Here is a 21185-nt window from a genome sequence, read left to right on the forward strand (position 1 = left end):
AAGAACCCCTGTGAGGGGAGTGAAATAGAACCTGAAACCGTGTACGTACAAGCAGTGGGAGCCCTTCGGGGTGACTGCGTACCTTTTGTATAATGGGTCAGCGACTTACATTTTGTAGCGAGGTTAACCGTATAGGGGAGCCGTAGGGAAACCGAGTCTTAACTGGGCGTCTAGTTGCAAGGTGTAGACCCGAAACCGGGTGATCTAGCCATGGGCAGGTTGAAGGTTGAGTAACATCAACTGGAGGACCGAACCCACTAACGTTGCAAAGTTAGGGGATGACCTGTGGCTGGGGGTGAAAGGCCAATCAAACTCGGAGATAGCTGGTTCTCCCCGAAAGCTATTTAGGTAGCGCCTCGGACGAATACTACTGGGGGTAGAGCACTGTTTGGGCTAGGGGGTCATCCCGACTTACCAACCCCATGCAAACTCCGAATACCAGTAAGTAATATCCGGGAGACACACGGCGGGTGCTAACGTCCGTCGTGAAGAGGGAAACAACCCAGACCGCCGGCTAAGGTCCCAAAGTTCTGGTTAAGTGGGAAACGATGTGGGAAGGCTCAGACAGCTAGGATGTTGGCTTAGAAGCAGCCATCATTTAAAGAAAGCGTAATAGCTCACTAGTCGAGTCGGCCTGCGCGGAAGATGTAACGGGGCTCAAACCAGGCACCGAAGCCGCGGATTCACGCTAAGCGTGAGTGGTAGGGGAGCGTTCTGTAAGTCTGCGAAGGTGTATCGAGAGGTATGCTGGAGATATCAGAAGTGCGAATGCTGACGTAAGTAACGATAAAGGGGGTGAAAAGCCTCCTCGCCGGAAGACCAAGGGTTCCTGTCCAACGTTAATCGGGGCAGGGTGAGTCGACCCCTAAGGCGAGGCCGAAAGGCGTAGTCGATGGGAAGCAGGTTAATATTCCTGCACGACTTGTAATTGCGATGGGGGGACGGAGAAGGCTAGGTGGGCCAGGCGACGGTTGTCCTGGTGAAAGTGCGTAGGTGGTGTTTCTAGGCAAATCCGGAGACACAACACTGAGACACGAGACGAACACACTACGGTGTGGAAGCCATTGATGCCCTGCTTCCAGGAAAAGCCTCTAAGCTTCAGATTACAAGTCATCGTACCCCAAACCGACACAGGTGGTCGGGTAGAGAATACCAAGGCGCTTGAGAGAACTCGGGTGAAGGAACTAGGCAAAATAGAACCGTAACTTCGGGAGAAGGTTCGCTCTTGACAGTGAAGTCCCTTGCGGATGGAGCAGTTGGGAGTCGCAGTGACCAGATGGCTGGGACTGTTTATCAAAAACACAGCACTCTGCAAACACGAAAGTGGACGTATAGGGTGTGACACCTGCCCGGTGCCGGAAGGTTAATTGATGGGGTTAGCGCAAGCGAAGCTCTTGATCGAAGCCCCGGTAAACGGCGGCCGTAACTATAACGGTCCTAAGGTAGCGAAATTCCTTGTCGGGTAAGTTCCGACCTGCACGAATGGTGTAACCATGGCCATGCTGTCTCCACCCGAGACTCAGTGAAATCGAATTCGCCGTGAAGATGCGGTGTACCCGCGGCTAGACGGAAAGACCCCGTGAACCTTTACTACAGCTTGGCACTGAACATTGAACCTACATGTGTAGGATAGGTGGGAGGCTTTGAAGGCGTGACGCCAGTTGCGCTGGAGCCGTCCTTGAAATACCACCCTTGTATGTTTGATGTTCTAACGCAGGCCCGTGAATCCGGGTCGCGGACAGTGCCTGGTGGGTAGTTTGACTGGGGCGGTCTCCTCCCAAAGAGTAACGGAGGAGCACGAAGGTTGGCTAATCCTGGTCGGACATCAGGAGGTTAGTGCAATGGCATAAGCCAGCTTAACTGCGAGACGGACAGGTCGAGCAGGTACGAAAGTAGGTCATAGTGATCCGGTGGTTCTGAATGGAAGGGCCATCGCTCAACGGATAAAAGGTACTCCGGGGATAACAGGCTGATACCGCCCAAGAGTTCATATCGACGGCGGTGTTTGGCACCTCGATGTCGGCTCATCACATCCTGGGGCTGAAGTCGGTCCCAAGGGTATGGCTGTTCGCCATTTAAAGTGGTACGCGAGCTGGGTTCAGAACGTCGTGAGACAGTTCGGTCCCTATCTGCCGTGGGCGTTGGATGATTGAAGGGAGTTGCTCCTAGTACGAGAGGACCGGAGTGAACGAACCTCTGGTGTTCGGGTTGTCACGCCAGTGGCACTGCCCGGTAGCTAAGTTCGGAATCGATAACCGCTGAAAGCATCTAAGCGGGAAGCGAGCCCTGAGATGAGTCATCCCTGACCCCTTGAGGGTCCTAAAGGGCCGTTGGAGACCACAACGTTGATAGGTGGGGTGTGTAAGCGCGGCGACGTGTTGAGCTAACCCATACTAATTACCCGTGAGGCTTAACCATACAACACCCAAGAAGTGTTTCTGGCCTTGTGACAAATACGAAACTACTTACGTCAGCTTTCACAGATTGAAGAATTTGCCTGGCGGCCATAGCGCCGTGGAACCACCTGAACCCATGCCGAACTCAGAAGTGAAACGCGGTAGCGCCGATGGTAGTGTGGCATTCGCCATGCGAGAGTAGGACACTGCCAGGCACCCAATTAAGCAATCACAGCGATGTGGTTGGTCGCGATACAACGTCAGGTTGTGTTGGACAGAAGATTTAGATAGCGCACACAGTGCGGTCTTTACCGGTTAGTGTGCTGATATGGCTCAGTTGGTAGAGCGCATCCTTGGTAAGGATGAGGTCCCCAGTTCGACTCTGGGTATCAGCACCATTATTGAAGTAGTAAAGCTTTTGCCTGACGGCAATAGCGCCGTGGAACCACCTGATCCCATGCCGAACTCAGAAGTGAAACGCGGTAGCGCCGATGGTAGTGTGGCATTCGCCATGCGAGAGTAGGACACTGTCAGGCACCTATTTAGAAGAGGCCTCCCATTCGGGAGGCCTTTTTGCATTGGAATTTTGCCGGCCTGATGGGTTTCTTTTAGTAAAAATGCTGGGATGTCAGCACGTTGCCCGTTACTCTTGGTCTGGTATTGTCGGGAGTCATTGCCAGAGGAGTATGCATGGCCACGTTGAAGGAAATTGCACTGGAGGCGGGGGTTTCCCAGGCTACCGTGTCGCGGGTGCTCAATGAAGATCCGACGCTGAGCGTCAAGGAAGAGACCAAGCAGAAGATCTTCGAGATCGCCGAGCGGCTGGAGTACAAGACCAGCGGTGCCCGCAAGGGGGTTCACAAGAGCAAACTGCACTTCCTGGCGGTCTATGCCTACCCGCAGAGCACCGAGGTCAACGACCCCTATTATCTGGCCATCCGCTATGGCATCGAGACCCAGTGCGCCCGTCTCAACATCGAGCTGACCCACTTCTACAACGGTGCCGAGGGGCGCGATCTCTCCGCCGTGGACGGTATCCTGGTCATCGGCCATCTGCCTGCAGAGCGTCTCGCCGCGCTCCACTCTCTCTCTGCCCAGCTGGTGTTCGTGGATTGCCGTTCTCAGGGGGACTTTGATTCGATTGACGTGGATCTGGCGCTGATCAGCCAGCAGGTAGTGGACTTCTTCATCGCCCAGGGACACCAGCGCATCGGCTATATCGGCGGCCAGGATGATGGCCCGGATCTGCGCGAGCTGGCTTTCCTCGACTATGGTCAGCGCCTTGGTGTGGTGCAGGAGAGCGACCTCTATCGCGGGGATTTCTCCAGCGCCTCCGGCTACAAGCTGGCCAAAGAGATGCTGGCGGGAGATTGGCCCAGGGCGCTGTTCGTTGCCTCCGACTCCATCGCCATTGGTGTGCTGCGTGCCATTCACGAGAAGGGACTGGCAATTCCCCAGCAGATCGAGCTGATCAGCGTCAACGATATCCCGACCGCCAAGTTCACCTTCCCGCCTCTCTCCACGGTGCGGATCCACTCCGAGTTGATGGGCTCCCAGGGGGTCAATCTGCTGGTTGAACGGCTTCGCGACGAGCGGGATATCCCGCTGCGGGTGCTGGTACCGAGCAAGTTGACCCTGCGTGGCACTACGCGCTGATTTTAGTAAAATTATCTGATTTTTAGTCGCATCATCTTGCGGTGGTGCGACACTTCTCCCAAGCAAACCTCTTTCCCATATCATTCCATTGCGTCATATCATATTGTTTTATAGTTGATTTTATTCCAGTTCAGCCAACTATCATCAACATCCATGCCACTCCTCCATACCTTTCCCTCCTTTATCTCCCGCTTCTGATCTCGCTCACAAAACCATCTGTGCATTGTGATCAGGTTAAAACTTTACCGATCAAAAGCTGATATTTAGTAAATATTTATCTAAAGTTTACCCAGTTAACGTTGCCTTGTTCCGGGAGGACATGTGAATAACTGGGAAAACGTCCAATTCGTTGGTGAAAACAGGCTGGCTCCACGTGCCTACTTCTTCTCTTATGCCGACCACGCGCTGGCGGCCACCATGCAGCGCGAGCTGAGCCGCCGTTTTCTGAGCCTTAGTGGCCAGTGGCAGTTCCACTACTTCGAGCACCCCCTGCAGGTGCCGGAGGCCTTCTATCACAGCCCCATGAGCGAGTGGGGCCAGATCACCGTGCCCAACATGTGGCAGATGGAAGGGCATGGCCAGCTGCAGTACACCGACGAAGGTTTTCCCTTTCCCATCGACGTGCCCTTCGTGCCGACCAACAACCCCACCGGCGCCTATCAGCGCAGCTTTACGCTGAGCCCGGCCTGGGATGGCGAGCAGGTGATCATCAAGTTTGACGGGGTGGAGACCTACTTCGAGGTCTATGTGAACGGCCACTACGTCGGCTTCAGCAAGGGCAGCCGCCTCACCGCCGAGTTCGATATCAGTGCCTACGCCAAGGTTGGCGAGAACCTGCTGTCGGTGCGGGTGATGCAGTGGGCTGACTCCACCTATATCGAAGATCAGGACATGTGGTGGATGGCGGGGATTTTCCGTGACGTCTATCTGGTGGGCAAACCGGCCGCCCATGTGCAGGACTTCTTCATTCGCACCGCGCTGGCCGATGACAATCAAAGCGCCACCCTGAGCTGCGATATCCAGCTGGAAAATCTGGGGGCTGCTGCCCGTGATCACCGTCTGGTCTGGTCGCTGCTGGATCAGGGCAGCGAGATCGCCAGCGGCTCGCTCGATCATCTCGCCATCGACGGCAAGTGTGATTGCCGCTTCACGCTGGATCTGGCCAACCCCCATCTGTGGAGCGCTGAAGACCCTTACCTCTACCAGCTGCAACTCTCCCTCTACAACGGTCAGGGCGAGCTGCTGGAAGTGATCCCGCAGCGGGTCGGGGTGCGTGAAATCAAGGTCAAAGATGGCCTCTTCTACGTCAACGGCCACTACCTCAAGCTGCACGGGGTGAACCGCCACGACAACGACCACCTCAAGAGCCGCGCGGTCGGCATGGACCGTGTTGAACGCGACATCGTGCTGATGAAGCAGCACAACCTCAACTCGGTGCGCACCGCCCACTACCCGAACGACCCGCGCTTCTATGAGCTGTGCGACCAGTACGGCCTGTTCGTGATGGCGGAGACCGACGTGGAGACCCACGGTTTTGCCAACGTCGGCGATCTCAGCCGCATCACCGACGACCCCTTCTGGGAGCCGGTGTTCGTGGATCGCATCGAGCGCCACGTGCACGCCCAGAAGAACCACCCCTCCATCATCATCTGGTCGCTGGGCAACGAGTCCGGCTACGGCTGCAACATCAGGGCCATGTACCGGCGCTGCAAGGCGATCGACCCGACCCGGCTGGTGCACTACGAAGAAGACCGCGATGCCGAGGTGGTGGATGTGGTGAGCACCATGTATTCGCGCGTCTCCCAGATGAACTGCTTCGGCGAGTTCCCGATGGAGAAGCCGCGCATCCTCTGCGAATACGCCCACGCCATGGGCAACGGTCCGGGTGGCCTCAGCGAATACCAGCAGGTGTTCGACCGCCATCCCCACATTCAGGGTCACTACATCTGGGAGTGGTGCGATCACGGCATTCTGGATCAGGACGAGCAGGGGCGTGCCGTTTACAAATACGGCGGCGACTACGGCGACTACCCCAACAACTACAACTTCTGCATGGATGGCCTCATCTATCCGGATCAGACCCCGGGGCCGGGCCTGCGTGAATACAAGCAGGTGATCTGCCCGGTCAAGGTGCGGGCGCTGGATCTGGCGAGCGGCCGGCTTGAGTTGGAAAACCGTTACTGGTTCTCCAATCTCGACGATATCCGCCTGCTGGTCGAAGTGAAGGCCGAGGGCGAGCTGCTGGCCAGCCAGCAAGTCCGGCTGGAAGGGGTGGCTCCCGGAGCTATTACCGAGTTGCAGCTTGAGCTGCCATCCCTCGATGGGCGGGAAACCTTCGTCCAGATCCGGGTCATCAAGGCCAGCGCCACCCGCTACAGCGCGGCTGAGCATGAGCTGGGCCAGTACCAGTTCCAGCTGAAAGAGTCGACTCGCCAGCTGCTGCCCTTTGCCAACCCCAACGCTACCTCATTGCAGATCGCCGACGAGCGACTCGCGCTGACCCTGACTGGTTGCGGCTTTGCCCTGCGCTTCTCGCGCCTCGACGGCAAGCTGGTGAGCTGGCAGCAGGATGGCAATGAGCTTATCGAGCGGGCGCCGCGTCTCACCTTCTTCAAGCCGATGATCGACAACCACAAGCAGGAGTACGAGAGCCTGTGGCATCCGAACCACCTGCAGATCATGCAGGAGCACTTCCGCACCTTAAGCTGGCGTCAGCTGGGTGAGGCGGTCGAGGTAACGGTCGAGAGCCTGATCGCGCCGCCGGTGTTCGACTTCGGCATGCGCTGCCGCTACGTCTACACCCTGAGCCCGAACGGTCAGCTGCACGTGGCGCTGTCCGGTCAGCCCTACGGCGGATATGACGACATCATCCCCAAGATCGGCTTCGAGCTGGGTATTCGTCAGGATCTCGACCGGGTGCACTACTACGGCATGGGGCCGGGCGAGAACTATCAGGACAGCCGCCAGAGCAACTGGATCGACAGCTTCCAGAGCACAGTCGGCGAGATGTGGGAGCACTACCCTTTCCCGCAGGACAACGGCAACCGCCAGCAGGTGCGCTGGGCGACCCTGACCAACCGCCACGGCGCCGGTCTCTACGTGCGGCCCGATGCCCCCATCAACCTGAGCGTCTGGCCCTACAGCTGGGAGCACATCCACGCGGCGCAGCACATCAACGAGCTGGAGCCGAGTGGTTATCTCACCCTCAATCTGGATCACAAGGTACTGGGGCTGGGCTCCAACTCCTGGGGCTCCGAGGTGCTGGACTCCTGGCGGGTGCGCTTCGAGCCGTTCAGCTTCGGCCTGACCCTGCTGCCCATCGCTCGCGGCAACCTCAATCCGGCTACGCTGGCCGGGCTCGATCTCACCATCAACGGCGGGAGGAACCTCGCATGATCACCCTGGACAACCTGACCCTGTTCAAAAGCATCTACCGGGAGGGGAAGAAGTGGGGCCGCTGCGTGGAGGCTATCAACAACCTGCCAAACCTCAAGCCCGGCATCTGCCACTCCATCGGCGACTCCCTCACCTATCGCTTGCAGGAGGGGGCCAGCCCGGCCACCTCACTGTTCGAGGGGCAGCGCCGCTACTTCGACGTCCACTACTACCTGGAAGGGGCAGAGACGGTGGAGTGGGCTCCCAAATCGGAGCTGGGGGTCGAGCAGGCCTATGACGACACCACCGACCGCGAGTGGCTGGCAGGCGAGGTGCGTGAGCGCCAGCAGGTCGGCAACGGTCAGGTGGTGATCTTCGAGAACGATGAGGCTTACCGCTTCGTCGGCGACGGGCCGGTGCGCAAGCTGATCATCAAGGTCACCGTCGAAGGCGGCTACTTCAAAAACAAATAACAAGCCGCTGGTTCTGCACTGACAAAGGCCGGAAGGGCGGGGCTCACCCTACAACTAATGCCCCGCTCTTTCGCCGAGATAACTACAGGTCTGGAGATGCACCATGTCTGATTCCAAACGCAATACGATAGGCAAGTTTGGTCTGCTGTCGCTCACCTTCGCGGCGGTATTCAGCTTCAACAACGTCATCAACAACAACATCGAGATCGGTCTGGCCTCGGCCCCGATGTTCTTTCTGGCCACCATTTTCTACTTCATTCCGTTCTGCCTGATCATTGCGGAGTTCGTGTCACTGAACAAAAACTCCGAAGCGGGGGTGTATGCCTGGGTGAAGAGCTCCCTCGGCGGTCGCTGGGCCTTTATCTCCGCCTACACCTATTGGTTCGTTAACCTCTTTTTCTTCACCTCCTTGCTGCCGCGGGTCATCGCCTACGCCTCCTATGCCTTTCTCGGCTACGAGTACATTCTCACTCCGGTGGCGACCACGGCATTGAGCATGGTGCTGTTCGCCTTTGCCACCTACGTCTCCACCAACGGCGCCAAGATGCTGGGCCCCATCACCTCTGTGACCTCGTCCCTGATGCTGCTGCTGACCCTCTCCTACATTCTGCTGGCGGGTGCGGCACTGGTGGGCGGCGTACAGCCAGCCGACCCCATCACGGTAGAGGCCATGGTCCCCGATTTCAGCTGGGCCTTCCTCGGCATCACTACCTGGATCTTTATGGCAGCCGGTGGCGCCGAGTCGGTGGCGGTCTACGTCAATGACGTGAAAGGCGGCTCCAAGTCTTTCGTCAAGGTGATCATCATCGCCGGGATCTTTATCGGGGTGCTCTACTCCATCGCGTCGCTGTTGATCAACGTGTTCGTCCACAGCGACACCCTGAAATATACCGGCGGCTCAGTGCAGGTGTTTGAAGGGCTGGCAGCCTACTTCGGCTTGCCGGAGATCCTGATGAACCGCTTCGTCGGGCTGGTCTCCTTCACCGCCATGTTCGGCTCCCTGCTGATGTGGACCGCGACCCCGGTGAAGATCTTCTTCTCCGAGATCCCGGCCGGCATCTTCGGCAAGAAGACGGTCGAGCTGAACGAGAACGGCGTGCCCGCCCGTGCAGCCTGGATCCAGTACCTCATCGTGCTGCCGCTGATGGTGATCCCGACTCTGGGCTCCAACACCGCGCAGGATCTGATGAACACCGTCATCAACATGACCGCCGCCGCTTCCATGCTGCCGCCGCTGTTCATCATGCTGGCCTACCTCAATCTGCGTCTGAAGCTCGATCACCTGCCGCGGGATTTCAGGATGGGTTCGCGCACCACCGGCATCGCCGTGGTTTCGGTGCTGATCGCCATCTTCTCGGTGGGCTTCCTCGCCTCCACCTTCCCGACCGGCGCCGACATCATGACCATCATCTTCTACAACGTCGGCGGGATCCTGATTTTCCTCGGCTTCGCCTGGTGGAAATACAACAGATACGAGGCCTCCCTCAGCGCCGAAGCGCGCGCGAAAGAGGCCCAGCCGACGGCGCAGGTTGCCATGCAGACGCCATAGGCACTGCGTTGACTCCCAATCAAACCGGGTGGCCGTTGGCCACCCGCAAACCGTTGAACCAGAAAAGGAAAAGAGCATGAGCGAGACGATCGAGTTTGCCGAATTCAAACGGGTCGAGATGAAGGTGGGCAAGGTGTTGGAGGTGGTGCGTCACCCCGGTGCCGACAAACTCTACATCGTCCAGATCGACGTGGGTGGCGAGCGGCCGCTGCAGACCGTCACCAGTCTGGTGCCTTACTACAGCGAAGAGGAGCTGATGGGCAGCGAGGTGGTGGTACTGACCAACCTCAAGCCCACCAGGATGCGCGGTGAGCGTTCCGAGTGCATGTTGCTCTGCGCCGAGGCCCCGGACGAGAGCCAGAGCGTGCTGCTGCAGCCGCGGGTGCCGATGGCGCCGGGCACCCCGATCGTCTGACTGAGATTGCGAGCCGGTGCGGTGAGATTGCACCTGTTCAGCAACGAGGCCACCAAGTGGCCCGATCATAACAAGAGAGTAATGCGCGGGGCCGACAGACCCTTGCCAAACACATCACAGAGTCACAGCGTTACCCGCAGGGAGCGCGAGTCCACTGGAGGACACCATGTCTGAATCCGTACGCGGCACCATAGGCAAGTTTGCCCTGTTGTCGATGACCTTTGCCGCCGTGTTCAACGTGCGCAACATCGTCAACAACAACATCGAGCTGGGGCTTAGCTCCGCCCCCATCTTCCTGCTGGCGACCATCGTCTACTTCATCCCGTTTGTTTTCATCATTGCCGAGTTCGTCTCGGCCAATAAAAACTCCGAGTCGGGGATGTACGACTGGCTGAAAAAGCCGCTCGGCACCCGGATGGCCTATCTGGGCTCGTTTCTCTACTGGTTCGTGAACCTGTTCTGGTTCGTCTCCCTGCTGCCCAACGTCATCGCCTACGCCTCCTACGCCATGCTGGGCTATGAGTACAGCTTCTCCCCCATGGTCACCTCGGTCATCTCTATCGTGCTGTTCGCGGCGGCGACCCACATCTCCACCAAGGGGGCGAGCTGGCTCGGCAAGATTGCCGAGATTGTTGCCTACGGGGTGTTTGCTCTGTTCGCCATCTATGTGCTGGGCGCCCTGATGGCCCTGAGTGGCGACCATGTGCCGGCCCAGCCCATCACCCTGGAGGCGATGACTCCCACCATCAACTGGGCGACGCTGGGCATCATGTGCTGGATCTTCCAGGCGGCGGGCGGTGCCGAGACGGCGGCGGCCTACCTTAATGACGTGAAGGGGGGCCAGAAATCCTTCATCAAGGTGATCATCAGCGCCGGCATCGTCATCGGTGCCATGTATGCGGTCGGTTCCCTGCTGGTGAACGTGTTCGTGCCGCGCGAGAGCCTCACCTATGCCGGCGGCATGGTGGAGATCTTCACCGGCATGGCCCAGTACTTCCAGCTGTCGGAGGCGCTGGTGGGCCGTTTCGTCGGCGTGGTGCTGTTCATCGCCATGTTCGGCTCCATGATGATGTGGACCTCGGCGCCGGTGAAGATCCACTTCTCCGAGATCCCGCAGGGTGTCTACGGCGAGAAGACCACCCAGCTCAACGAGCACGGGGTGCCGGTACGCGCCGCCTGGTGGCAGTTTGTCTTCGTGTTCGCGATGCTGGTGGTCAACGGCTTCGGCTCGGAATCTGTGCAGCAGATGATGAACACCGCCATCAACCTCACCGCCGGCACCGCCATGTTGCCGCCGATCTTCATCATGGTGGCCTACTTCGTGTTCCGCTGGAAACATGACGACACCCCGCGCGAGTTTCGCATGGGATCGCGCAAGTTCGGGATGGGGGTGGTGTCGGTACTGATCGCCATCTTCGTGGTGAGCATGAGCGCCTCCGCCTTCCCGAGCGGGGTGGATCTGGTGCGCGCCTTCTTCATCAACGTCTTCATGACGGCGGTCTTCTCGGCGCTGGCCTACTGGTGGATCTCCCGCTTCGAGAAGCGCCAAGCCCGCAAGCAGGCCACCGGCACAGCCGGCGACAAGCTGGCCAAGCAGAGTTGAAGCACAAGGCTGGCCGGATCCGGTGGCCAGCCGGGCTTGCTTAATTTCCGGCAGACAAAGAGGGGTCGCTCAACTTTGCGCCTCCCGCTTATCGGGGTAAGCTGGGGATTCGTTTCAACAGGAGCTGTGCCACAGCTCCTGTTGTGTTTCCTGTCGTCCCGATCACCGGCCCCGCGCGGGGACGGGATCTGCTTTCACCGGAGACCGCTCGTGCGTCTGGATCCCTTTACCTCTGTACTGATTGTGGTGGTCGCGCTGGCCTCCTTCTTCCCCTGCGAGGGGCAGGTGGCCGTCTGGTTCGGTCTGCTGACCAAGCTGGCAGTGGCGCTCTTGTTCTTCATGCATGGCGCCAAGCTGTCGCGCCAGAACCTGCTGGCGGGCCTCGGCCACTGGCGGCTGCACCTGGTGGTGATGGCCAGCACCTTCGTGCTGTTTCCGCTGCTGGGGCTGCTGCTCACGCCGCTGGTGCCCCACTGGCTGAGCCCGGCCATCTACCTCGGTTTCCTCTACCTCTGTGCCCTGCCGGCCACCGTGCAGTCGGCCATCGCCTTCACCTCCATGGCCGGCGGCAATGTGTCGGCGGCGGTGTGCAGCGCCTCGGCCTCCAGCATCCTCGGCATCTTCCTCTCGCCGGTGCTGGTGGGGCTGATGATCAATGTGCAGGGGGAGGGGGTCGATACCTGGCACTCCATTCAGGCCATCATGGTGCAGCTGATGCTGCCGTTCGTGGTGGGCCATCTGTCGCGCCCGCTCATCGGCCGCTGGGTCGACAGCCACCGGCCGCTCATTGGCAAGCTGGACCAGAGCTCCATCCTGCTGGTGGTCTATGTGGCCTTCAGCGAGGCGGTGGTGCAGGGGATCTGGCATCAGGTGGGCTGGTACGATCTGGTCAGCATCGTGCTGCTCAGCTGCGTGCTGCTGGCACTGGTGCTCTGCTGGAACGTCTGGATCAGCCGTCGCCTCGGCTTCGACAGGGCGGACGAGATCACCATCGTCTTCTGCGGATCCAAGAAGAGCCTGGCCAATGGGGTGCCGATGGCCAACGTCATGTTCCCGGCCGCCAGCGTCGGGGTCATGGTGCTGCCGCTGATGATCTTCCACCAGATCCAGCTGATGGTGTGCGCCGTGCTGGCTCGTCGCTACCGCGAGCAGGAGGCGGTACCCCAGGTTCAGCAGGGGTAAGCCGTCCGGATAAAGAAGAGGGAGGCCATGGGCCTCCCTCTTTCGTTTGCCGCCTCGTCAGCGTTTGCGCCAAACGGTGAGCTGGGCCACCGTGTGCTGGTACTTGCGGGCGGTCTCGCGGATGACGAAGGGGACGTCCCTCGGGGGCATGTGCTCCTCGAATTCCGCCGCCAGCAGCCGCTGCAGCGCCTGATAGGTGCCGAGGGCCTCGCCGTTCTCGCGCACACCGCCGAGCCAGTTGGCCTTGGGGGTGTAGTCGGTCAGCCAGGTATAGGGGCTGGTGAGCACCAGCAGGCCGCCGCTGCGCAGTCTGGGTGCAATGTCCCGCAGGAAGCGGGCGGGCTCTCGCAGCCGGTCGATCAGGTTGGAGGCGAGCACCAGGTCATAGTCGCCGTATTTGGGCTTGAGGTTGCAGGCATCCCCCTGGCTGAAGTGGACCCGCTCGCTCTGCTGGCGGCCGAGCTCATGGCGGGAGAGCCGCGCCTCGCAATACTCCACCAGCTCCCCTTCCACCGGCACCGCGTAGCGGAAGCTGTCCTGGCTGGCGAGCGCCAGCGCCACGTCGATGAAGCGGGCCGAGTAGTCGACCCCGTCCACGTGGGCGAAGTGGCGCGCCAGTTCGAAGCTGGCACGGCCGGTGGCGCAGCCGATGTCGAGCGCCCGCTCATGGCGGCTGCACAGCTCGCTGGCAAGGCTGGCCAGGGTCTGGGCGTAGTTGGCGACCCCGAAGTGGGTCGGCCCGTACTGGAAGTCGAGATACTGAGCGACGAGCGTGTCGGTCTCGTAGGGATTGACGACGACCGGCTCCTGATAGCGGGAGACCAGATAGCGAAAGCCTGCATGCTGGAAGAAGTGGCGGCGGAAGGCGTAGCGGGAGGACTTGAGCGTCTCGTTGCCGGTACTGATCCAGCTGCCTCCCTTGATGAGGGTGTGCTTGCCGTCGAAGGTGGGGGTGGAGAAGTCGTCGTAGAGGGGATGCACCTTGAACCCCTCGAAGCCGTCGATGGCGGTGCTGGTCCACTGCCAGACGTTGCCCACCAGATCGAAGAAGCTGCCCTGCGGGCAGGCATCCACCGGACAGGACGACGCGAAGCGGGCCAGGTTGATGTTGCCGGGTGCCTCGATCCAGTCCGGCTGATCGCCGGCCAGCTGTTCGCGCAGCAGCATCCACTCCGCCTCGCTCGGCAACTGGATGGGCAGGCCGGTCTGGGCCGCCTGCCAGCGACAGAAGGCGGCGGCCTCCAGCTGGTTCACCTCCACCGGCCAGTCCCAGGGCATAGGGACCTGCTCGGTCATCAGCCGTAGTTGCAGTTGCTCGGGTTCGAGGGGGTCGCCGACCCAGAAGGTGGGCATGCGGGCCCTGGCATACTGGCGCCAGCCCCAGCCTTCGTCATCCCACCAGGCGCGGGCCTCGTAGCCGCCCGCCTGCACGAAGTCGAAAAATTCTGCGTTGCTCACCAGCATGCGGCTGGCCTGGAAGGGGGCCAGTTCGATATGGCGCTCACCATATTCGTTGTCCCAGCCGTAGGTGGCGTCCTGTTTGCCGAGCCGCACCCGGCCACCGGCCACCGGCAGCAGGGTGTTGGCGGGCACCTCGTCACGGTGATGGCGTGCCTCGGGGCAGACCGGCCACTGGGGCTGGCTGCGCACCCAGGCCAGCGGCAGCTGGCGGATCAGCACGCTGGAGGTCTCGAGGTGGATGCGCTCGTGCTCTATCCCCATCAATATGACCCAGGCCGGGCTCTGCCAGTCGATGGGCAGGGTCAGCGGCATCCGCTCGATGAAATCACACACCAGGGCGCGCACCCGGCCGCGATAGTCACGCAGCTCGCTGACGGAGGGCCAGTCGTAGTGGGTTTCATCGAGATCGTCCCAGCTCATCTCGTCAACCCCGATGGCGACCATGGCCTCGATGCGGGCGTCGAGCCGACCCTCGATGAGGCGGGCGGCCAGCAGCTTGTTGATGAAGAAGGCGGCAGTGTGGCCGTAGTAGAAGATGAGGGGGTGGCGCAGGGGGATCGCCTTGTCAAACCAGGCCCGCTCGTCTGCCAGGCAGTCAAACAGCAAGTCGTAGAGATCGAAGGTCTGGCAGAAGTAGGCGAGCAGCTCGCGGCGCTTGTGTTCGGGATCGCTGCCGGTCAGCAGCGGGGTACGGGTCGGTTCCGGCAGGCCGGTGGCGGTGGAATAGAGAAGAGTGGCTTGGGTCACGCTCTGACTCCTTGTTGGCAGTGAAGACTGACAAGACAGTGGTAATGGCATTACCGCAATGGAGAGCTTTGTACGCACAAGGTACCACTATTGGCTCAACAGACCGGCGCGGCAACCAAAAACTTCCACGGCTTGTCAGCATAGCGACCCCGCGAACGGCTCGCCAATCGCTCCTCCACCTGCTCGTTTGGGGATGGTCAGATTCGCCAGATTATGGTCTGAATGACTCTCCATTTGCTGTGATCATGTAGCGTAAAAATGAATATCTTCTTGTAAATCACGCGGTTGATTAACTGGCACAGGCTTTGCGATGGATGCTGACCAAGGGGCCACGACTGGCCAATACACAATGAGGAGAGTGGCGATGAAATGGATGATGGGCGTGGTGCTGGCGGTCGGACTCAGCGGGTGCAGCTGGCTAGATGATACCCGGGTGAGCGGGGCGGGGGCCGTGATCGAGCAGCAGCACGGGGTGGGCCGGCAGGTGACCCGGGTGCTGGCCGGGGTGCCTGCCAGCGTTCATCTGGTGGCCGGCGAGCCGCGCGTGCTGCGCATCCGTGGGCAGGAGAACCTGCTGCCCTACCTGGTGCTGAGCGAGCGGGGCGACAAGCTGGAGATCGAGGTGAAGGACGGCTACCGGCTCGATCCGACCGAGCCGCTGGAGATCACCATCACCCTGCCCGCGCTCCATGAGCTGGCGCTGGCAGGGGTCGCCAACGGCGAGCTGCGCGGCTTCAAGGGGGAGGCGCTGGTGCTGTCGGTGGCCGGGGTCGGTGACATCGTCGCCGACGGGCTCGAACTGGATCGGCTGGAGGGCAACATCGCGGGAGCCGGCAGCCTGGATCTGGGGAACAGCACGGCCAGGGCGGTCGAGCTCAACATCGCCGGCTCGGGGGATGTGCTGGGGGCCGAGCTGAAGGGGCGCGAGGTGGAGGTCAATATCGCCGGCAGCGGCGACGTAGAGGTCAGGGCCCTGGAGCGACTCAAGGTCGGCATCGCCGGCTCGGGCTCGGTCAGCTACTGGGGCGATCCCGTGCTGCAGAGCGAGATAGCCGGCTCCGGCGAGGTGAGCCGGCAGGGCAGCTGAATTTTTGTCCACCGAGCAGAAAAAAACAGGCCCGTTACGGGCCTGTTTCGATCAGAGGTGGCGGGCGTGAAAGCGCAGGTGCGCCTCGATGAAGCTCGCCACGAAGTAGTAGCTGTGATCGTACCCGGCGTGGCGGTTGAGCTCCAGCGGCCACTCCTTGCCGGCGGCCGCATCGGCGAGGGCATCGATGTGCAGCTGTTCGGCCAGGAAGGGATCGTCCAGCCCCACATCCACCAGAGTCGGCAGCGGCGTCACCGGGTGGTGGCGCAGCAGCTGGCAGGCGTCCCACTCCTGCCACAGCAAGGGGTTGTTGCCGAGGTAGGCGCCGAGTGCCTTCTGGCCCCAGGGGCAGCGGCTCGGGTGGCTGATGGGGCTGAAGGCCGACACCGAACGGTAGCGACCGGGCTCGCGCAGGGCGGCGATGAGCGCCCCGTGGCCACCCATGGAGTGGCCGCTGATGGCGCGCTTCGTCGAGACCGGGAAGTGGGTCTCGATGAGCTCGGGCAGCTCGCGGGTGACGTAGTCATACATCTGGTAGTGATCGCGCCAGGGGTGCTGGGTGGCGTTGACGTAGAAGCCGGCGCCCATGCCGAGATCGTAACCGGGGTCGTCCGCGACGTCTTCGCCGCGCGGGCTGGTGTCCGGCGCCACCAGGGCGATGCCGAGCTCGGCGGCGATGCGCTGGGCGCCCGCCTTCTGCATGAAGTTTTCATCGGTGCAGGTGAGGCCGGAGAGCCAGTAGAGCACGGGCACCTTCTGGCCGGTGAGGGCCTGGGGCGGCAGATAGATGGCGAAGCGCATCTCGCAACCCAGCACCTCGGAGGCGTGGCTGTAGCGCTTGTGCCAGCCGCCGAAGCTCTTGTTGCTGCTGATTATGTCCAGATTCATCGGGGGAACTCCTGCACCCCGCCCACGGTGGCGGGCGGGGTGATCATGCTCAGTAGTGGATGACGCTGCGGATGCTCTTGCCTTCGTGCATCAGATCGAACGCCTCGTTGATCTGCTCAAGCCCCATGGTGTGGGTGATGAAGTCGTCCAGCTTGAACTCACCCTGCATGTAGCGCTGCACGTAGCTCGGCAGCTCGCTGCGACCGCGAACGCCGCCGAAGGCGCTGCCGCGCCAGACCCGGCCGGTGACCAGCTGGAACGGACGGGTGCTGATCTCCTGGCCGGCACCGGCCACACCGATGATGACCGACTCGCCCCAACCCTTGTGGCAGCACTCCAGCGCCGCGCGCATCACCTTGACGTTGCCGATGCACTCGAACGAGAAGTCGACGCCGCCGTCGGTGAGCTCGACGATCACCTCCTGGATGGGCTTGTCGTAGTCGTTCGGGTTGATGCAGTCGGTGGCGCCCAGCTTGCGGGCCAGTTCGAACTTGCTCTCGTTGATGTCGATGGCGATGATGCGGCCGGCCTTGGCCAGACGAGCGCCGATCACCGCGGAGAGGCCGATGCCGCCCAGCCCGAAGATGGCGACGCTCTCACCCTCTTTCACCTTGGCGGTGTTCATCACGGCGCCGATGCCGGTGGTGACGCCGCAGCCGAGCAGACAGACCTCTTCCAGCGGGGCGGCCGGGTCCACCTTGGCGATGGAGATCTCGGGCAGTACCGTGTATTCGCTGAAGGTGGAGGTGCCCATGTAGTGATAGATGGGTTGGCCATCCTTGGAGAATCGGGTGGTGCCGTCCGGCATCAGCCCCTTGCCCTGGGTGGCGCGGATCTTCTGGCACAGGTTGGTCTTGCCGGATTTGCAGAACTTGCACTCGCCGCACTCGGGGGTGTAGAGCGGGATCACGTGATCGCCCACCTTGACGCTGGTGACGCCCTCGCCGACGGATTCGACGATGCCGCCCCCCTCGTGACCGAGGATGCAGGGGAAGACCCCTTCCGGATCTTCACCGGAGAGGGTGAAGGCATCGGTGTGGCAGACGCCGGTGGCGACGATGCGTACCCGCACTTCGCCCGCCTGGGGCGGCATGACCTCGACTTCTTCGATGGAGAGGGGCTGGCCCGGGCCCCAGGCGATGGCGGCCTTACACTTGATGCTTTGAACCTGTGCCATGACGGATGTCCTTATTGTTGAGCAGGGTGAGGAGAATGGGTTCGGACATCCAGTGTAGTTTCCCGCTTATTTGGTGATAATAAGGCGAAATCTGAAATCACTTTTACAGACAGGTAATAATGTTCGGCTGGGAAGGGATCTGTGAATTTGTCAGCGTGGCGGAGCAGGGGGGCTTTACCCCGGCGGCGCGCAAGCTGGGGGTGTCGGTGGCGCAAGTCAGCCGGCAGGTGGCGCAGCTGGAGGATCGGCTGCAGGCCAAGCTGCTGCTGCGCACCACCCGTCAGGTGCGGCTCACCGAGCTCGGCGAGATCTACTATCGCCACTGCCGCCAGCTGCTGGACAACCTCTACGAGGCGGAGCTGGCGGTGGGGCGTCATCAGGCGGTGCCGCAGGGCACCCTGCGCATCACGGCCCCGGTCTCCTACGGCGAGAGCCGCATCGCCCCGCTGGTGAACGACTTCATGGTGCGCTTTCCCCAGCTGGAGGTGACCCTCAACCTCACCAACCAGCTGCTGGATCTGGTGCACGAGGGCTACGATCTGGCGCTGCGGCTCGGCCACCTCAAGGACTCCAGCCTGGTGGCACGCAAGCTGGCGCAGCGGGTGCCCTATGTGTGCGCCTCTCCCGCCTACACCGCCCGCCACGGCATGCCCAACAGCCTCTCCGAGCTCACCCGCCACACCTGTCTGGTGGGCAACAGCGACGAGTGGCACTTCACCCTGGATGGCCGTCCCCACAGCGTGCGGGTGCACGGTCTGCTGCACTGCAACAGCGGCCACGCCCTGCTGGATGCGGCGCTCAAGGGGATCGGCATCATCCAGCTGCCGGACTACTACGTGAGCGACCACCTGGCCCAAGGCGAGCTTATCGAGCTGCTGCCGGAGCTGCGGGCGCCGGCGGAGGGGATCTGGGCCCTCTATCCCCACAACCGCCATCTCTCTCCCAAGGTGCGGCTGCTGGTGGACTATCTGGCGGAGCGGCTGAGCGATCCCCATCAGCCCGCGCTGGTGCGCCCCGTCGGTTGACTTCGCTCAATAAAAAAGGCCCGCATGTGCGGGCCTTTTGCATGGCATGAAGGGCGGGGCTATTCCCGTTCCTTGACGTAGGGGGTACCGAGCGCCTTGGGTGCCACCGCCTTGCCGATGAAGCCGGCCAGCAGGAACACGGTCAGGATGTAGGGCAGCGCCTCGATGGCCTGTACCGGGATCGGGAAACCGCCGATGCTGACCCCTTGCAGCCGGATGGCGACTGCATCGAGGAAGCCGAACAGCAGGCAGGCCGCCATGGCGTTCCAGGGGCGCCACTTGCCGAACACCAGCGCCGCCAGCGCCATGAAGCCCTTGCCCGCGCTCATGTTGGGGATGAACTGGGCAGTCTGGGCCACCGCCAGGTAGGTGCCGCCGATGCCGGCCAGCAGGCCGCCGATGATGAGCGCGGTGTAGCGCATGCGCACCACCGAGATACCGGCGGTGTCGACCGCTGCCGGGGCCTCGCCCACCGCCCGCAGGCGCAGGCCGAAGCGGGTACGGAACAGCACCCACCAGGCCAGCGGTACGGCGGCGAACGCCACGTACTCCAGCAGGGAGTGGCCGCTCAGCAGCTCGCTGTAGAGCTGGCCGATGACAGGCACGTCATACAGCTCCTTGGCATAGGGCAGGTCGATGGGGGCGAAGCGTGCCGCGCCGGACAGTGCCGGGGTCTGGCCGCCCTGATCGAACCAGTAACGGCCCAGGGTGACGGTCAGGCCGGCCGCCAGGATGTTGATGGCCATGCCGCTCACCACCTGATCACCGCGGTGGGTGATGGTGGCAAAGCCGTGCATCAGGGCGAACAGGATGGAGACACCCACCCCGGCACCCAGCCCAATCCAGGCAGAGCCGGAGACGGCTGCCGCCGCCGCGCTGGCGAACGCCGCCGCCAGCAGCTTGCCCTCCAGGGCGATGTTGACCACCCCGGAGCGCTCGCAGAACATGCCGGCCATGGCCGCCAGAATGAGTGGCGGCGCGGTGCGGATGGTGGCATCCAGCATCAGGATCAGAATTTCGAACATGATCAGGCCCCCTTGACTTGCGCAGAGCGGTTGGCAAACGCCAGATAGAGCTGCTCGATGCGCGGACGCATCATGTGCTCAAGGGCGCCACAGAACAGGATCACCAGACCCTGCAACACCACCACTATGTTGCGGTCCACCCCGAACTCGAAGCTCAGCTCGGCGCCACCCTGATAGAGGAAGCCGAACAGCAGGCTGGCGATGATGACGCCGACCGGGTGGTTGCGCCCCATCAGTGCCACCGCGATGCCGGTGAAGCCAAAGCCTTCCACGAAGTTGAGCTTGATCTGGTGCAGTTCACCCTGCAGCACGTTGAGGGCGAAGAAGCCCGACAGCATGCCGGAGATCACCATGGCCAGGATCACCACCTTGGGATAGGAGATGCCGGCATAGGCGGACGCACTCTGGCTGGCGCCGACCGAGCGGATCTCGTAGCCCCAGCGGGTATGCCAGATGAAGACCCACACCAGGGCTGCGCAGAGCAGTGCCCAGAAGAAGCTGATGTTGAGCGGGCTGTTCGACATCTCCATGCCGAATGCTCCCGCCAGTTCGCTCATCTTCGGCAGCCAGCTCGCCTCGGCAAACACCTTGCTCTCGGTGGCCATGGAGCCCGCCGGCTTGAACACCTCGACCAGCAGGTAGGCCATCAGGGAGGCGGCGATGAAGTTGAACATGATGGTGGTGATGACGATGTGGCTGCCGCGCTTGGCTTGCAGCCAGGCCGGGATGAAGGCCCAGGCCGCACCGAACAGGCCGCCGGCGATGATGGCCAGCGGCAGCAGCAGGGCGAACGGCAGGGAGTCACCCAGCAGCAGACAGACCAGACCGACGCCGAGGCCGCCAATATAGGCCTGCCCCTCGCCACCGATGTTGAACAGGCCGGCGTGGAAGGCCACCGCCACCGACAGACCGGTAAAGATGAAGCCGGTCGCGTAGTAGAGGGTGAAACCGACCCCTTCACCGGTGCCGAAGGCGCCGTACCACATGATCTCGGCGGCATCGACCGGGTTGATGTCGAGGTAGTAGAACAGGATGGCCGACACCAGGAAGGCCAGCAGGATGTTGACCGCGGGCAGTACGCCCACGGAGATCCAGGCAGGGATACGTGCTTGGCTCATGGGCGAGC

The 21185-nt window shown here is 61.7% G+C and carries 14 protein-coding genes, 1 tRNA gene and 3 rRNA genes (1 of these 18 running past the window's edge); 13 read left to right on the plus strand and 5 right to left on the minus strand.

The annotated features are described in order from the left end of the window. The 11 genes from E5E97_RS05150 to E5E97_RS05200 form a co-directional block, all read left to right on the plus strand. A 23S ribosomal RNA gene (locus tag E5E97_RS05150) occupies positions 1-2418 on the plus strand (it extends 471 nt beyond the left edge of the window). 78 nt (positions 2419-2496) lie between these two features. Then, positions 2497-2611 (plus strand): 5S ribosomal RNA (rrf, locus tag E5E97_RS05155). A gap of 107 nt (positions 2612-2718) precedes the next feature. Continuing rightward, positions 2719-2794 (plus strand) — tRNA-Thr (locus E5E97_RS05160). 23 nt (positions 2795-2817) lie between these two features. Beyond that, positions 2818-2932: ribosomal RNA gene (gene rrf, locus E5E97_RS05165) — 5S ribosomal RNA — on the plus strand. Between the two features lie 154 nt (positions 2933-3086). Further along, positions 3087-4052: a transcriptional regulator EbgR gene (ebgR, locus tag E5E97_RS05170; RefSeq protein ID WP_017410539.1), complete on the plus strand. Its 966-nt coding sequence runs from the start codon at positions 3087-3089 to the stop codon at positions 4050-4052. A 321-nt stretch (positions 4053-4373) separates the two neighbouring features. Next, positions 4374-7448, plus strand: a complete 3075-nt coding sequence (ebgA, locus tag E5E97_RS05175) for a beta-galactosidase subunit alpha (protein WP_171279946.1) — start codon at positions 4374-4376, stop codon at positions 7446-7448. Next, positions 7445-7900, plus strand: coding sequence for a beta-galactosidase subunit beta (locus E5E97_RS05180; protein ID WP_171279947.1), 456 nt, complete (start codon positions 7445-7447; stop codon positions 7898-7900). The genes ebgA and E5E97_RS05180 overlap by 4 nt, the downstream gene beginning before the upstream one ends. A 103-nt stretch (positions 7901-8003) precedes the next feature. After that, positions 8004-9449 carry an amino acid permease gene (locus E5E97_RS05185; protein ID WP_171279948.1) on the plus strand — a complete coding sequence of 482 codons (1446 nt, stop codon included), beginning with the start codon at positions 8004-8006 and terminating at the stop codon, positions 9447-9449. Between the two features lie 76 nt (positions 9450-9525). Then, positions 9526-9864: a tRNA-binding protein gene (locus E5E97_RS05190; RefSeq protein WP_052815653.1), complete on the plus strand. Its 339-nt coding sequence runs from the start codon at positions 9526-9528 to the stop codon at positions 9862-9864. 166 nt (positions 9865-10030) lie between these two features. Beyond that, a complete protein-coding gene (locus E5E97_RS05195; RefSeq protein ID WP_171279949.1) occupies positions 10031-11467 on the plus strand; it encodes an amino acid permease in 1437 nt (478 codons plus the stop codon). Positions 11468-11677: 210 nt separating this feature from the next. Next, a complete protein-coding gene (locus E5E97_RS05200) occupies positions 11678-12649 on the plus strand; it encodes a bile acid:sodium symporter family protein (protein WP_171279950.1) in 972 nt (323 codons plus the stop codon). A 57-nt stretch (positions 12650-12706) separates the two neighbouring features. On the opposite strand, the gene ovoA is transcribed toward E5E97_RS05200, so the two are convergent. Then, positions 12707-14857, minus strand: a complete 2151-nt coding sequence (gene ovoA, locus E5E97_RS05205) for a 5-histidylcysteine sulfoxide synthase (RefSeq protein WP_171279951.1) — start codon at positions 14855-14857, stop codon at positions 12707-12709. A gap of 364 nt (positions 14858-15221) precedes the next feature. On the opposite strand from ovoA, the gene E5E97_RS05210 reads away from it, so the two are divergent. Continuing rightward, on the plus strand, positions 15222-15944 hold the full coding sequence (locus tag E5E97_RS05210) for a head GIN domain-containing protein (RefSeq protein WP_171279952.1): 723 nt from the start codon (positions 15222-15224) through the stop codon (positions 15942-15944). Positions 15945-15995: 51 nt separating this feature from the next. Here the strand turns inward: E5E97_RS05210 and fghA are convergent, their stop codons facing one another. Together fghA and E5E97_RS05220 are read right to left on the minus strand one after the other, a co-directional pair. Continuing rightward, positions 15996-16832 (minus strand): S-formylglutathione hydrolase, encoded by an 837-nt coding sequence (gene fghA / locus E5E97_RS05215; RefSeq protein ID WP_011704224.1) that lies wholly within the window; start codon positions 16830-16832, stop codon positions 15996-15998. Positions 16833-16881: 49 nt separating this feature from the next. Continuing rightward, a complete protein-coding gene (locus tag E5E97_RS05220; protein ID WP_005307638.1) occupies positions 16882-18009 on the minus strand; it encodes an S-(hydroxymethyl)glutathione dehydrogenase/class III alcohol dehydrogenase in 1128 nt (375 codons plus the stop codon). Positions 18010-18128: 119 nt separating this feature from the next. On the opposite strand from E5E97_RS05220, the gene E5E97_RS05225 reads away from it, so the two are divergent. Further along, entirely contained in the window at positions 18129-19034 is a 906-nt protein-coding gene (locus E5E97_RS05225; RefSeq protein WP_005307641.1) for a LysR substrate-binding domain-containing protein, read from the plus strand. A gap of 59 nt (positions 19035-19093) precedes the next feature. Here E5E97_RS05225 and E5E97_RS05230 read toward each other — a convergent pair whose 3' ends face one another. After that, positions 19094-20059, minus strand: coding sequence for an ABC transporter permease (locus tag E5E97_RS05230; protein WP_016349044.1), 966 nt, complete (start codon positions 20057-20059; stop codon positions 19094-19096). Between the two features lie 2 nt (positions 20060-20061). Next, the gene (locus E5E97_RS05235; protein WP_005307647.1) at positions 20062-21177 is read right to left on the minus strand and encodes an ABC transporter permease; all 1116 of its coding nucleotides are present in this window, start codon (positions 21175-21177) and stop codon (positions 20062-20064) included. Between the last annotated feature and the right edge of the window lie 8 nt (positions 21178-21185).

This window comes from Aeromonas sp. 2692-1 (genome assembly GCF_013085505.1).
GTDB lineage: Bacteria > Pseudomonadota > Gammaproteobacteria > Enterobacterales > Aeromonadaceae > Aeromonas > Aeromonas hydrophila.